Here is a 14,102-nt window from a genome sequence, read left to right on the forward strand (position 1 = left end):
CCGCACGGCCACCCCTTTTCGGACCCCGGGCCCTGCCCGTACAGAACCGTGACAATCGCCGACCGCGCCCCCGCCCGCCACGGCCACGACCGCCCCGTCATCAGTCGTCCTACAGACCGAGCTGGCGCTCCGCGCCCTCGACCGTCTGGGCGAGGAGCACGGCGATGGTCATGGGGCCGACTCCACCGGGCACCGGGGTGATGAGGGAGGCGCGCTCGGCGGCCGAGGCGAAGTCGACGTCACCGATGTTGCCCGGGTTGTAGCCGGCGTCGATGACGACGGCGCCCGGCTTGATGTCCGAGCCCTGGATGAAGTTCGGCTTGCCGACGGCGGCGACGAGGATGTCGGCCTCGCGGACGACGGAGGAGAGGTCTTCGGTTCGGGAGTGGCAGTAGGTGACGGTGGCGTCGCGGCCGAGGAGGAGCAGGCCGGCCGGCTTGCCGAGGATCGCGCTGCGTCCGACGACGACGGCACGCTTGCCGCGCGGGTCGACCTCGTACGCGTCGAGAAGCCGCATGATGCCGCCGGGCGTGCAGGAGACGAAGCCGGGCAGGCCGAAGCCCATGGCGGCGAAGGACGCCATGGTGACGCCGTCGACGTCCTTCTCGGGGGCGATGGCCTCGAAGGCGGCGCGCTCGTCGATGTGCGGGCCGACGGGGTGCTGGAGGAGGATGCCGTGGACGTCGGGGTCCGCGGAGAGCGCGGTGATCGCGGCGACGAGCTCCTCGGTCGTCGTGGCGGCCGGCAGTTCGACGTGCTTGGAACGGATTCCGGCCTTCGCGCAGCGGTTCTGCTTCATCTTCACGTACGTCACGGAGGCCGGGTCCGCGCCGACCAGGACCGTCGCGAGACACGGGGTGACGCCGGTGCGGCGGGTGATCTCGGCGGCGCGGGCGGCGGTCTCCTCGACCGTGCGGCGGGCGAGGGCCGTACCGTCCATGAGGGTGGCGGTGCTGGTGGACATGGCAACTCCTGGGCGTCGTCTCTGACCGGTGGTTCGCCCAGGCGCACGGCATCGGGACGGTCGCGCGTCCGCGCGCTCCCGTCGGACCGCTCCCCGGTGGTGATCCACCTCAAGCGCCAGTCACGGCCCGAGCCCCACTCTACGTGAGCGGCCGGGGGCGGGTCCCTGACAGGGTGGGCACGCGCGGGCGTCCGGGAGCTTGTCGCCGGCCCGCCCGCGCCTCACGATGAGCGCGAGGGGCCGGGACCGGCAGGACCCGTCGGGACGGGCCGGGACCGGAGCGGCACGCGAAGGGACGGGCCCGGCGGAATCGTGCGGCGCCGGGCCGCGAAGGAACGACCTCGACGAGGAGGCCGAGTTGAGCGATACGTGGGTGGCGGGACAGGCGCGCACGGCGCCCGGAACGGCCCCGGGGCCGGGGACCGGTGACGCTGGTGTCGGCAGTACCTCCGGTGTCGCCGATGACCCCGCTGGCCCCGGCACCGGCACCGGCCCCGGTTCCGGCCCCCTCCCCGTCCGACCGCTCGTCGCCGCCTCGTGGCGGCGCTCCGCACGCGCGCGCGTGAACCAGGACGGGGCGGCGCGGGTCGAACTGGCGGAGGACGAGCTCGCCGCGTACCGGGACGGCCATCCGCTGGCGGCGGCGATGCCGGTGATCCGCGAGCTGATGGGGGCGTACGCGACGGACGGGGAGCATCTCCTCGCGGTCTGCGACGCCGCCGGGCGGATGCTGTGGGTCGAAGGCCACCCCACGACCCTCCGCAAGGCGCGCGGGATGAACTTCGTGGCAGGCGCCCGCTGGTCGGAGGCGGCGGCGGGGACGAACGCCCCGGGAACGGCCCTCGCCGTCGACCGGCCGGTGCAGGTCGTCGCCGCCGAGCACTTCCGGCACCCGGTACGCGCGTGGACCTGCGCCGCCGCTCCGGTGCACGACCCGCGCAGCGGCCGGGTGCTCGGCGCGGTCGACATCACGGGCGGCAGCCGGCTCGCGCACCCGCACAGCCTCGGGTTCGTCCAGGCGGTGGCGCGGGCGGCGGAGTCCCAGTTGGCGCTGCTCGGGCCCGCGCCCGAGCCGGGGCGGCTCCGGCTGTCGGCGCTCGGCCGGGACGAGGCGGTGCTCTCGGTGGGCGGCCGGCGGGTGCGGCTGAGCCGGCGGCACAGCGAGATCCTGGTGGTCCTCGCGCACCGCCCGGAGGGGGTGGGCGGCGAGGAACTCCTCACGCTGCTGTACGAGGACGCGTCGGTGACTCCGGTGACGCTGCGGGCGGAACTGTCCCGGCTCCGTGCCCTGCTCGGTCCCGACGTCCTGCGTTCGCGCCCGTACCGGCTTGCCGGTGCGGTGGACGCCGACTTCGCGACGGTCGACCGGCGTCTCGCCTCGGGGGCCGTGGCGGCTGCCGCCGGGGACTACGCGGGCCCGCTGCTCCCGGCCTCCCTCGCCCCGGGTGTGGTACGGCTCCGGGAGCGGCTCGCGGACCGGCTGCGGGCCGCGCTGGTGGACCGGGGTGATCCGGGGCTGCTCGCCGACTGGGCGTACAGCACGTGGGGCGAGGACGACGTGACGGTCTGGCGGGCGCTGTGCGCGGCCGTACCGGCGGCCCAGCTCCCGCCCGTACGGGCTCGGCTGGATTCCCTGGAGGCCGAACTGTCAGCCGGTGCAACCCTCTTGCAACCTCCGGGTCCGCACACTCGCGGGTGAGCGCCGGCCCGGGACGGCCGGCCCGTCCCAGGGAGGCCATGCCCATGACCCGTTACGCCGCACCCGGTGCCGAAGGCGCGCTCATGTCGTACGAGGCCCGGTACGACCACTGGATCGGTGGCGCGTACGTCGCCCCGGCGCGTGGCGGCTACTTCGAGAACCCCAGCCCGGTCGACGGCCGTCCGTTTACGGAGGTCGCGCGCGGCACCGCCGAGGACGTGGAACGCGCCCTGGACGCGGCGCACGCGGCGGCCCCGGCGTGGGGGCGGACGTCGCCGGCCGAGCGGGCGGGCGTCCTGCTGCGGATCGCGGACCGGATGGAGGCCAACCTTGAGGCCCTGGCCGTCGCGGAGACCTGGGACAACGGCAAGCCCGTACGGGAGACCCTGGCCGCCGACATCCCGCTCGCGATCGACCACTTCCGGTACTTCGCGGGGGCGCTGCGGGCCCAGGAGGGTGCGCTGAGCGAGATCGACGACGACACCGTCGCGTACCACTTCCATGAGCCGCTGGGGGTCGTCGCGCAGATCATCCCGTGGAACTTCCCGATCCTGATGGCGGTCTGGAAGCTGGCCCCGGCGCTCGCGGCGGGCAACGCGGTGATCCTCAAGCCCGCCGAACAGACCCCGGTCTCCGTGCACTTCTGGCTGAGCCTGGTCGCCGATCTGCTGCCGCCGGGCGTCCTCAACATCGTCAACGGCTTCGGCGAGGAGGCCGGGAAGCCGCTCGCGTCCTCGCCGCGCGTCGCGAAGATCGCCTTCACGGGCGAGACGTCGACCGGGCGGCTGATCATGGGGTACGCCGCCGAGAACCTGAAGCCGGTGACGCTGGAACTCGGCGGGAAGTCGCCGAACATCTTCTTCGACGACGTGTGGGCGGCGGACGACGACTTCCGCGACAAGGCGCTGGAGGGCTTCACGATGTTCGCCCTCAACCAGGGCGAGGTCTGCACCTGCCCCTCACGGGCGCTCGTCCAGCGGGGCCACTACGGCGAGTTCCTGGAGGCGGCGGTCGCCCGTACGGAACTGATCGTCCCGGGCCACCCCCTGGACACCGACACCATGATCGGCGCGCAGGCCTCGGCCGAGCAACTCCGCAAGATCGTCTCGTACCTGGAGATCGGCCAGGAGGAGGGCGCGAAGATCCTGACGGGTGGCCAGATCGTCGAGCACGGCGGCGAGCTGGCGGGCGGGTACTACGTCCAGCCGACCGTCTTCGAGGGCGACAACCGCATGCGGGTCTTCCAGGAGGAGATCTTCGGCCCGGTGGTGGCGGTGACCTCGTTCACGGACTTCGACGACGCGATCCGCACGGCGAACGACACCCTGTACGGCCTCGGCGCCGGCGTCTGGACCCGCGACACGAACACCGCCTACCGAGCGGGCCGCGCGATCCAGGCAGGCCGCGTCTGGACCAACTGCTACCACGCGTACCCGGCCCACGCGGCCTTCGGCGGCTACAAGCAGTCAGGCATCGGCCGGGAGACCCACCGCATGATGCTGGACCACTACCAGCAGACGAAGAACCTGCTGGTGTCCTACTCGCCGAAGAAGCTCGGCTTCTTCTAGCGGCACGAAAAGAGGCGCCTGACCTGGGCTTTTGCCCGTCAGGCGCCTCTCGACAGCCTCACTCATCACAGCAGCCGACTTGCGTCGGAACTCCCGGTCTATCCCACCCGTAACCCGCTCCTGACCAGCTGTTCCGGTCTATTTCCGGTCCAAGCTCGGTCCGCCGGCGAGAGTCCCGCCTCGGTGGATGCGGTCCCGTTCCTCCATCGACTGCTCGATGAGGCGATTGGCCTGCTCCCGGACCCCGTCCAGGAACTTGGCGTAGAAGCGGAAGAGGACCTCGATGCCCTGTCCGGCCCGGCGGGCGCACTCGGCATCCACATAGTTCCCCTTCCCGTTCCGGAACGGGCGTTTGACGAGGCGCACGGCGCCCGCGGCCATTCCGCCACCGAGAGCGATGAGAGGCCCTTCCGGTCCGAGGGCCGCTCCGAAGGCCAGAGTCGCCAGGGCGGCGAACAGGATGCCGGGGAAGCTCGACAGGTCTGGGCGTGCCGGAGGCCTTGAGCCCGCCCGACGGTTCGTTGGCCTCCGCGCCCCGGCAGGTACTGCACCGTAAGACCCACGAGCAGTCCCCCGACGGCGAGCAGGGGCAGCGGCCACCACGGCGGCGTGCCGTGGAGTCCCAGCGCCTTGGGCAGATCGGTGTAGAGGATCGGCTGGAGTTCGTAGACGAGCGCGAGAAAGCCGAACGCCGCGGCGGACACCGGTACGCCGACCAGCGCGGCCATCACCAGGAGCACCACGTAACTGCGGCTCCGGAGGATCGTGAGCGAATCCGGCGGTGACACGTCCGTGGGTCCTGCCTTGGCGTCGGCATTCCGAGTCCGTCCATGCGGGCAGCACGGAGCACGCCGAGCCGGCCCCGACGGAGGACGTGCCTCCTGACGGTGCGCCACCGCGTCCGGGCGAAGCGCGTTCATCCGGCAACCGCGTGTACAGCGGCCTACCTACGCCGGCGGACGCGCGGCGGTGCCCCGCCTGCCCGGGGCCAGCAGGATGACCGTGTCCCCCGGATCCGGCAGCGGTGTGCCGACTTCCGTGACCGGATCGAGGCGGCCGTCCGGCCGTACGAGGAACAGCAGATCGCTGCCGGGTGGCCGCGCGCTGCCGACGGGCTGCGCCAGGAGGGCCGCCCCGTGCTCGTATTTGTGGGAGAGGGTCTGCCAGGTCAGATCCGCGCCGAACAGGACCTCGCCACCGATGAACGGCGCCACCACGCCGTGGCTCTCGGGCGGTGCACCGAGGTGGTGGACCATCCCCTCCCCGCTCCCGCGCAGAATCGCTGCCGCCAGGGCGTTGAAGTCGTCCTCGGCGGTGAGGAAGAACACCGCCGTGACGCCCTCCAGTTCGGGGCCCTGGCCCGTCACGGCGGCCAGCAGTTCACCGGGCGCGAGCTCGATCCCGGCCTGCCTGATGCCTTCGCGCTGTTGCTCCTGCCCTGCCCACATCAAGACCTCCAGGCCCGCTGACTTCAGGGCCACACCGAGGTCGACCACCCACGGATCGCCGCCGACCAGCAGCGGACGCGAGTGGGAGGTGCGCACGACACCCAGGCGCCGGGCCACCGGCGAGGCGGTCAGGCCGTAGAGCGTCACGGTCGCGACGATGACCACGAACGTGGCGGGGAGGATCTTCGACGCGCCGCCGATCCCGTCGGCGGCGAGGCTGGCCGAGAACGTCGACGCGGTGGCGGCCGCGACAATGCCGCGCGGCGCCATCCAGCCGATGAACGCCCTTTCGCCCTGAGTCAGGTCCGTGCCGAGGGTGGACACGGCCGCGACCAGCGGTCTGACGATCAGTACCAGAATGGCGGCGAGCCCGAGGGCGGGCAGCCCCACGTGCTGCAGCGACTGAGGGGTGACCGTGGCCGAGATGGAGATGAAGAGCAGGCCGAGGATCAGACTGACCAGGGTCTCGAAGAACGGCCGCCGTGCCGGGACGTCGATGCCGGGGAGATTGGCGATGGCCAGCCCCATCATGACGGCGGCGATGAGTCCCGTGTCGTCGCGCAGAACATCGCAGAGCGCCGCTACCCCGATCACCACGGCGAGCTGCGCCGTGGTGCCGAGTACCTCGCCGAGCTTCAGCACGCGGAACAGCCCCCACAGCAGAGCCGCCCCGACCACTCCGCCGGCCGCTCCGATGCCGACACTGGCCAGGAATCCCACGGCGACGCTGCCGAAGTGGTGGTTCGCGCTCGCTGCGACCGCATGGAAGACCAGTGCCCCCAGGATGCCTCCGACCGGGTCGATGAGGGAGCCTTCCCAGACGAGGAGGTGCTGGAGCCGGTCCTTGGGTCGCACGAAGCTGAGGAGCGGTCCGACGACCGTCGGCCCCGAGACCACCAGGATCGCGCCGAGCATGATGGCCGCCTGCTGGGACATGCCCAGCAACGGTGCGGCGAGGAGTGCGGCGAGGATCCAGGTGATCAGAACCCCGATCCAGATCAGCCTGACGACGACGCGGCGGGTGTGTCCCTTCAGCCTCGCCAGGTTCAGCCCGAGGCCCGCGTCGTAGAGGATCACGGCGACGGCCAGCGACACCAGCGGTGAGAACGCCGCCCCCAGCAGCTTCTCGGGGTTGATGTCGTCAATGAGCGCGCCGGCGGCGAAGCCGACCGGCAGCAGGACGATGAGGGCCGGGATGCGCAGGCAGCGCGCCAGGATCTGCGATCCGACGGCGAGGACCAGAGTCAGGCCCACTCCGATGAGCACCTGGTTCGTCGTCACGGGTGGCCCTTCCGGTGCGTGGTGATGAGGCAGGTCGGCGCTCTTGGCGACCAGCCTGAGACGGAGCAGCAGGGACAGCGAGGCCCACGGGACGGCGGTCGCGAACTCGGCCCGCGTGACAACGGCAGCGACGTGCCGCCGCCAGGGCCGTACGGGTGCGGCGAGTCCCTCGGGGGCCCACGTCGTAGGGCGCTCCTCGGCCCGATGAGGGTCAGGTCGAGAGCCACGGCGGCGCCGTCATTCGCCCCACGGCGTGATCCCCCAGCGGACGGTGTGCTGCTCGCCCGGGAGGAGGTCGACGAGCCCCGTGCCGCTGCGGAAGGCGTCCGGCGGGCAGCTCATCGGTTCGACGGCGATCGCACGGCGGCGCTCTTCCGCTGGGAGGGTGTCGCCGGTGTAGAGCTGCACGTAGTCGGCTCCCTCACCGAGCCACACGTCCGTACCGAAGTCACCCGACGGATGGGCCAGGCGGACCACGGCCCGCCCGTCCGCGTCCCGGTCGAGGTCGCCGAACGGAGTGTCCAGCCGACGCGCTCCGACGGCCTGCGGCGTACGCAGGTCGTACGGCGTCCCGGCGACCGGCTCGGCGGACACCGGCAGGCCGCGTTCATCGGTGCGCAGCCATGTCCGGGCGGGGACGGTCAGCACCGACTCGTCGACGACGGCGGTGCCCGCCATGATGTAGGGATGCTGGCCGACACCGTAGGGTGCGGCACTCGTGTCGAGGTTGCGCGCGGTGACGGCGACCTCGAGTCCGCCCTCGCCCAGGGTGTACTCGGCGCGGACATGGAGGTGGAACGGGTAGCCCGGCTGTGGCCAGAGCGAAACGTCCAGGACGGCCCGGCTGTCGCTCGCCTCCACGACCTGCCACGAGGTCCACCGGAGCAGTCCGTGGATGGCGTTGCCGCTCTCCGGTTCGGTGAGCGGCATCTGGAGGTCCTGGCCGTGCCAGCGGTAGCGGCCGTCCCGGATCCGGTTGGGCCACGGCACCAGGAGCTGGCCGCGCCCGCCGGTGATCCGGCCCTGTGGGGCGAATCCGTCGACCAGGGCGCGTTCACCGACGGAGTAGGACCGGAGCGCCGCGCCCAGCTCGACGACGACCGCATGGTGCGCGCCGTGGCGCAGGGTCAGCTGCCGTCCGGTGGTGTACTCCTGCACGCGTGGCCTCCTCGGTTCGCCCGGCCGCCGCCCTCGGACCTGGATGTCATGGTGGCCTGCGGTCCTGGCCTCCCCGTCGGGAGCGTGCGGCCCGGCACGGACCCGGTCAAGCGCGACACGTTCTTGCGGGCGGAATCGCCCGGCACGTTCGCCCACTGGGGTCACGGGCAGCGGAGCCACCGCTCCGCCTGGCTGCGGAACGGTCGGCGCACGGGTGATGTGCCGCTCCCGGACGGGGTGGCGGGCTTCATCGGCCGCCGGAGCGCCCGCTGCGCCGGCCGATGGACCGCCAGACAGCCCGCTGGAATTTGAGCATCAGCACGCCCACCACGATCAGCAGCACGATGTTGAGCAGGAGTTGGATGAGGGATCCGCGCGCCTGGCTCCAGCTGGAGAACGCGCAGGAGACACCGATGTCGGCGGCGGCGGGGATGGTGGTGACCGAGATGAAGACGCCGAGCAGCGCGCTCGTCCTGGCCTGGGTCAGCGACACGATTCCGACGATGCCGGCGAGGACCGCGACGACGACGGAGAAGACGTTGGGGGCGTCGATCAGCGCGGAGACCGGCCTGATGCCCAGCTCGAATGCCTTGGGTTGAAGGTCGAGGCCTCGGATCGCCCAGGAGAACAGGAAGGTCACCGCGATGGCCAGCAGGAATCCCGCGGTCAGGGCGAAGAGGCCCTGTCGGATTCTGGTGCGATTGCCATGGTTGATGCCCAGCGCGACGCTGGTGATGGCGCCGTATTCCGGTCCGACGACCATCGCCGCGACGATCAGGATCTGCGAGTTGGTGATGATTCCGACCGCACCGATGACGCCTGCGATGACGAGGTAGACGTAGAAGCTCGGCAGATAGGTGCCCTCGGCACGGATGCGGGCTTCGACCTCCTCCCAGACGGGCGCGTGCGCGAGCGCCCCGAGCTGCTGCTGCTCCGCCTCGGCCGCGACGCCGGAGAAGGCCATCTCCACGGGCTCGATGACGATGGCTCCGCGGCGGTCGAGTTCGAGCTCACGCAGACTGCGCAGCACGGCGTTGGCCGCACCCGCCAGGATGTCGCACTCGATCGCATCGCCGTCGGGGTTCTGCGCCAGTCCGGGAAGGACAACAAGGTTGAAGACATAACCGTCACCGGTGAGCAGGCCGATCACCCGAGGGGTGAGATCGACCGGGCTCACCAGTCGGACATGAATCATCTCCATCCACAGCCTCCGTCGCTCGGCTGACGGCCGAACGGGAGTGACGCAGTGCCCGTACGCCGAGGTCGGGGCTCACTTGCGCCCGGCCGACCACAGTCAGTAACGCCCTCGGGAGGGTGGACGGCAAGCCGAAGGCCGGTGCTCGACTCCGGCGGCCACCACGGCTTCGGCCCCCGACGCCGCGCCGACTGCGGCGCCGCGTGCGGCCGGTCGCCGGTGCGCCATACGAGTGTCGGCCCGCGGGCCGTCGCCGTCGGTGGCCCCTGGGAGGTGGCCCTCGACCGCGTCGACATGGCAGGGACGACAGGGGTGCCGGATAGTGGACTGAAGGGGATTTCCGAGGCTTCGGAGCAGCAATGGACCGCTACCCTCCCATCGCCGAGCACGGCCTGGTGGGCGACCTGCAGACCGCCGCGCTCGTCTCGTCGCAGGGCGTCGTCGACTGGTTCGCCGCTCCCCGGTTCGATTCGCCCAGCGTCTTCGCAGCCCTGCTCGACCACGACGGCGGCGGATACATGCGGCTGGCCCCCGAGCACCCCGACGGGACCTGCAAGCAGCTCTACTACCCTGACACCGCCATCCTGATCACCCGCTTCATGTCACCGGACGGGGTGGGCGAGGTGGTCGACTTCATGCCCCCGGATCAGACCCGAACTGCCACCGACCGGCACACCCTGGTCCGTGTCATCCGTGCCGTGCGCGGGACCGTCGACTTCACACTCGAGTGCCGGCCGCGTTTCGACTACGGCCGGGCTGAACACGAGCTCGAGCTCGGTGAGAACGGCGCTCTGTTCCGGGCCCCGGGGGTCGACGGGCACCTGCGGTGCACCTTCCCTCTGGAACGCGACGGCCAGGACGTGCGCGGAAAAGTGACGCTGAGCGCCGGCGAGTCCGGCGGCGCCGTGTTCACCGTCTGCGCGTCTGGCGGCGAGGCGCCCGCACCCCCCACCGTCGATGGGCTTGCCGAACAGATCGAGGAAGTCGGTGAGTTCTGGCAGAACTGGCTGCGGCAGTCCCGCTACCGGGGACGGTGGCCCGAACTCGTGCACCGCTCGGCCATTACGCTCAAACTTCTCACGTACGCTCCCACCGGTGCCTTGATCGCGGCGGCCACCATGGGTCTGCCCGAGCAGGTCGGCGGTGAGCGGAACTGGGACTACCGGTTCACTTGGGTGCGTGACGGCTCGCTGTCCGTGCGGGCCATGCTGGACCTCGGCTTCGTCGAGGAGGCCACTGCCTTCGTCCACTGGCTGGTGGACAGGCTACGTGAGCGCGAGGGCAAGGAGGACGAGCCGCTCCAGACGATGTACCGGGTCGACGGCAGCCCGGATCTGCCGGAGGAGACGCTCGAGCACTTCGAGGGCTACCGCGGCTCCTTCCCCGTCCGTATCGGCAACGGCGCCGCCGACCAGCTCCAGCTGGACATCTACGGCGAGGCTCTCTATGCGGTGTCCCAGGGTCGCGAGATCGCCCAGCAGGCCAGTTACGAGGGATGGAAGGCCCTGGCCAAGGTGCTGGACTGGCTCTGCGACGCCTGGGACCGGCCGGACGAGGGCATCTGGGAGACCCGCGGGGGCCGTGAGGACTTCACCTACAGCCGGGTGATGTCGTGGGTCGCTCTCGACCAGGGGCTGCGCCTGGCCGAGTACTTCCGCAGGCCAGCCGACCTGGAGCGGTGGCGCAAGGCGAGAGACGCCGTGTTCGAGGAGGTCATGGAACGCGGCTGGAGCGCGAAGGAGCGCGCCTTCGTCCAGCATTACGACGGCGACGTCCTGGACGCCTCTCTGCTGCTCATGCCCCTGGTCGAGTTCACCGCTCCCCGGGCCGAGGCATGGCTCTCCACTCTCGACGCCATGGACCGCAAGCTCGTCTCCGACAGCCTCGTCTACCGCTACGACCCGGCTGCGTCGCCGGACGGGCTACGCGGCTCGGAGGGCACCTTCAGTCTGTGCACCTTCCTCTATGTCGACGCGCTGGCGCGGGCGGGGCGGCTGTCCCAGGCCCGTTACACCTTCGAGAAGATGCAGACCTACGCCAACCACGTGGGGCTGTTCGCCGAGGAGGTCGGTCCGAGCGGAGAGCAACTGGGCAACTTCCCCCAGGCGTTCACCCACCTGTCTCTGATCATGGCTGCCCTCACCCTCGACAGAGCGCTCGACGCGGAGGACGGGCGCTGACCCATGGTCACGCATGCCCGTCCGCCAGGGTCGTCACGGATGACGAAGGCTGAGTTCGACGCGCTGTACCGGCGCCTGGTCACGCACACAGCCTGGGCCGGGGGCGACCGCGGTGCTCTGGACGCACTGACCCCTGACCGCGTGCTGGCCGCCACCCGCGAGGTGCGTGCCGGCCGGACCATCACGCTCGCCGCGCCGGTGGAGACGTCGTCGGGTCCGGACAACCCGGAGCCGGCAAGGCACCGGATGAGTCGGCAGCCGAAGGAGGACCTGTCGAGCGGGCTGCACTTCGCAAGGGACAGCTTCGCGATGAACGTGCACGGTGACGCCGACAGCCACATCGACGCGCTGTGCCACGTGATCTACGACGGCACGCTGCACGGCGGCGTGCCCGCGGACAGCGTCGGGCCGGACGGCGCCACGGCGCTCTCCATCGAGGTGGCTCACGACGGGATCGTCGGACGCGGCGTGCTGCTCGACATCCCTCGGCTGCGCGGCGTGCCGTGGCTCGAACCGGGTGATGACGTCACCGCCGACGACCTCAGCTCCGCCGAGACCGCCCAGCACGTGCGGGTAACGGAGGGCGACCTCCTGTTCGTCCGGGTCGGCCACCGCCGACGCCGCGCCGAGCTGGGCGCCTGGCACGCGGCGGAGGCGCGCGCGGGGCTCCATCCGTCCGCGCTGGAGTTCCTGGCGGATCGGCGGGTCGCCGTACTCGGGGGCGACGGGAACAACGACACCGCCCCGAGTTCCACCGAGGGCGTCGACTTCCCCGTGCATGTGCTGGCCGTCCGCGCCATGGGCCTTCATCTGCTGGACTACCTGCAGTTCGAGGACCTGGCGCCGGTCTGCGAAGCGGAGGGGCGCTGGTCGTTCCTCTGTGTGATCGCCCCGCTGAGGCTGCCGGACGCCACCGGTTCACCGGTCAATCCGATCGCCGTCTTCTGAGGTGTCCGGCCCCGAACGGCTCCCCGGCCAGGTGGCGTAGCAGTTGGGCGCGGATCAGCCGCAGCGCCCGGGGCGGAAAGGCCGAGCTGTTGCCTCCGGCATGAGGGCTGATCAGTGTCTGGACACGTTCACCAGCAGGGCGCCGTCCGCCATCAGAGCGAGGAAGTCCGCATCCACCAGGCCACGGGTGTCCTGGGTGAGTGGGACGGTGAGCATCACGATGTCGGCGCGGGGCAGGAGCCCGGGCAGGTCGGCGAGAGCGTGGACGGTCCCGCGTGGAGTGGTGCGGGCCGTCCGGGCAACTCGCAGGACCTCGCACTCGAAGGGCGTGAGGCGGTCCTCGACGGCGGCGGCGACGGAGCCGTAGCCCACCAGCAGGACGGTCCGGTCGGCCGACGCCGGGCGGAAGCCGGTCCGCCACTCCTCGGAGTCCTGGGCACGGACGAAGTCAGGAATGCCGCGGAGCGACGCGAGGGCGAGTGACACGGCCAGTTCGGCGGTGCTGGCGTCGTGAACTCCCCTGGCGTTGCAGAGAACGGCGCCGCTGGGAACGTACTTCACGAGGTCGTCGACACAGGCTGAAAGGGACTGGACGACGCGCAGTCGCGGCAGGCGCGGGAGGACTGCCGCACCAGCGCCCGCGAAGGTGTAAGGGACGACGAAGAACTCCACCGCAGCCAGTTCCTCGACGGCGGGCGGACCGCCGGTACCGTCCCACACCGCGACGGGCAGTCCGTCGGGCAGACCGCCGACCTGCGTCGGCGGCTACGGGAGCAGGAACCGGGCGGCGCTCGGATCGCCGGGACGACCCAGGGACCAGGGGTCACATAGGTCGAATCCATGACAGACAACTCCGTAACACTCGGTCATGCACGGCCGTCAGGGCTAACGGATGTGCCTGGCGGACATGGGTGGCGCGGCAGATCCCGGCCACCGTCGGCACACGGCCCGTTCCCGAAACCACGCGTTCGACCAGCAGGTCCCCCGGTCGTGTCGTCGGACCTCACGTAAGTTGCGGCCAGGACGGTGTTCGGATCCGTCGTCACACACAGGTATCGGGTCGGACTAGCGCCACCTCGGAGGAACGTCGTGCGAACAACCCGACAGGTGGCCACGGTCGTCGTGGTCATGGGTGTCTCAGGTTCGGGGAAGTCCACCGTCGGCGGGCTGCTCGCGGAGCGGCTCATGGTGCCCTTCCTGGAGGCGGACGACCTCCACCCGGCCGCGAACCGCGCGAAGATGGCTGCGGGCCGTCCGCTCGACGACGAGGATCGCCGGCCGTGGCTGCTGGCCCTCGCCGCATGGATCCGGGAGGCGACCGCATCCGCCCAAGGCGGCGTGGTGGCCTGTTCGGCCCACAAGGTGGAGTACCGTGACCTGCTCCGCCAGGCGGGCGCCGGTGTGTGGTTCCTGCACCTCGCGCTCGACCGGGCGTCCGCCGAACGACGGGTCGCCGGACGCGTGGGCCATTTCATGCCGCCCGAGTTGGAGGGCTCCCAGTACACCGCCCTCGAACCGCTGCAGCCGGACGAGCCGGGGCTGACCGTCGACGCGACGTCTGATCTCCAGAGCATCGTCGACAAGGCTGCGGACGCGGTACGGGCGATCGGGTGACCAGACACCCGTTCGGCACTCATCCGGTCGCCGCCGCCGGTACCGCC

At 71.2% G+C, this 14,102-nt stretch carries 10 protein-coding genes, 1 pseudogene and 1 riboswitch; of the genes and pseudogenes, 5 read left to right on the top strand and 6 right to left on the bottom strand.

What is annotated here, in order from left to right; genetic code table 11:
• Positions 1 to 109: 109 nt before the first annotated feature.
• Entirely contained in the window at positions 110 to 964 is an 855-nt protein-coding gene (locus tag V4Y03_RS00660; RefSeq protein ID WP_332433509.1) for a bifunctional 5,10-methylenetetrahydrofolate dehydrogenase/5,10-methenyltetrahydrofolate cyclohydrolase, read from the bottom strand.
• A 28-nt stretch (positions 965 to 992) separates the two neighbouring features.
• Positions 993 to 1,098: riboswitch (ZMP/ZTP riboswitch) on the bottom strand.
• A 224-nt stretch (positions 1,099 to 1,322) separates the two neighbouring features.
• Here V4Y03_RS00660 and V4Y03_RS00665 point away from each other — a divergent pair.
• Positions 1,323 to 2,663, top strand: coding sequence for a GAF domain-containing protein (locus V4Y03_RS00665; protein WP_332433510.1), 1,341 nt, complete (start codon positions 1,323 to 1,325; stop codon positions 2,661 to 2,663).
• Between the two features lie 44 nt (positions 2,664 to 2,707).
• On the top strand, positions 2,708 to 4,231 hold the full coding sequence (gene exaC, locus V4Y03_RS00670) for an acetaldehyde dehydrogenase ExaC (protein ID WP_332433511.1): 1,524 nt from the start codon (positions 2,708 to 2,710) through the stop codon (positions 4,229 to 4,231).
• A 138-nt stretch (positions 4,232 to 4,369) separates the two neighbouring features.
• On the opposite strand, the gene V4Y03_RS00675 is transcribed toward exaC, so the two are convergent.
• The 4 genes from V4Y03_RS00675 to V4Y03_RS00690 form a co-directional block, all read right to left on the bottom strand.
• Complete coding sequence (locus V4Y03_RS00675) at positions 4,370 to 4,552, bottom strand: integrase (protein ID WP_332433512.1); 183 nt, start codon at positions 4,550 to 4,552, stop codon at positions 4,370 to 4,372.
• A gap of 626 nt (positions 4,553 to 5,178) precedes the next feature.
• A complete protein-coding gene (locus V4Y03_RS00680; RefSeq protein ID WP_332433513.1) occupies positions 5,179 to 6,960 on the bottom strand; it encodes a cation:proton antiporter in 1,782 nt (593 codons plus the stop codon).
• A 237-nt stretch (positions 6,961 to 7,197) separates the two neighbouring features.
• The gene (locus tag V4Y03_RS00685) at positions 7,198 to 8,118 is read right to left on the bottom strand and encodes an aldose 1-epimerase family protein (RefSeq protein ID WP_317872861.1); all 921 of its coding nucleotides are present in this window, start codon (positions 8,116 to 8,118) and stop codon (positions 7,198 to 7,200) included.
• Positions 8,119 to 8,365: 247 nt separating this feature from the next.
• Positions 8,366 to 9,319 (bottom strand): DUF389 domain-containing protein, encoded by a 954-nt coding sequence (locus V4Y03_RS00690; protein WP_332433514.1) that lies wholly within the window; start codon positions 9,317 to 9,319, stop codon positions 8,366 to 8,368.
• A gap of 353 nt (positions 9,320 to 9,672) precedes the next feature.
• On the opposite strand from V4Y03_RS00690, the gene V4Y03_RS00695 reads away from it, so the two are divergent.
• On the top strand, positions 9,673 to 11,493 hold the full coding sequence (locus tag V4Y03_RS00695; protein ID WP_332433515.1) for a glycoside hydrolase family 15 protein: 1,821 nt from the start codon (positions 9,673 to 9,675) through the stop codon (positions 11,491 to 11,493).
• Between the two features lie 39 nt (positions 11,494 to 11,532).
• Positions 11,533 to 12,441, top strand: coding sequence for a cyclase family protein (locus V4Y03_RS00700; protein ID WP_332433516.1), 909 nt, complete (start codon positions 11,533 to 11,535; stop codon positions 12,439 to 12,441).
• On the opposite strand, the pseudogene V4Y03_RS00705 reads toward V4Y03_RS00700, so the two are convergent.
• Positions 12,419 to 13,185 (bottom strand): annotated as a pseudogene (locus tag V4Y03_RS00705) (NAD(P)-dependent oxidoreductase). The gene V4Y03_RS00700 and the pseudogene V4Y03_RS00705 overlap by 23 nt on opposite strands.
• A 384-nt stretch (positions 13,186 to 13,569) precedes the next feature.
• On the opposite strand from V4Y03_RS00705, the gene V4Y03_RS00710 reads away from it, so the two are divergent.
• Positions 13,570 to 14,055: a gluconokinase gene (locus V4Y03_RS00710; RefSeq protein WP_332437077.1), complete on the top strand. Its 486-nt coding sequence runs from the start codon at positions 13,570 to 13,572 to the stop codon at positions 14,053 to 14,055.
• The last annotated feature ends 47 nt before the right edge of the window (positions 14,056 to 14,102 follow it).

Source organism: Streptomyces sp. P9-A4 (assembly GCF_036634195.1).
GTDB lineage: Bacteria > Actinomycetota > Actinomycetes > Streptomycetales > Streptomycetaceae > Streptomyces.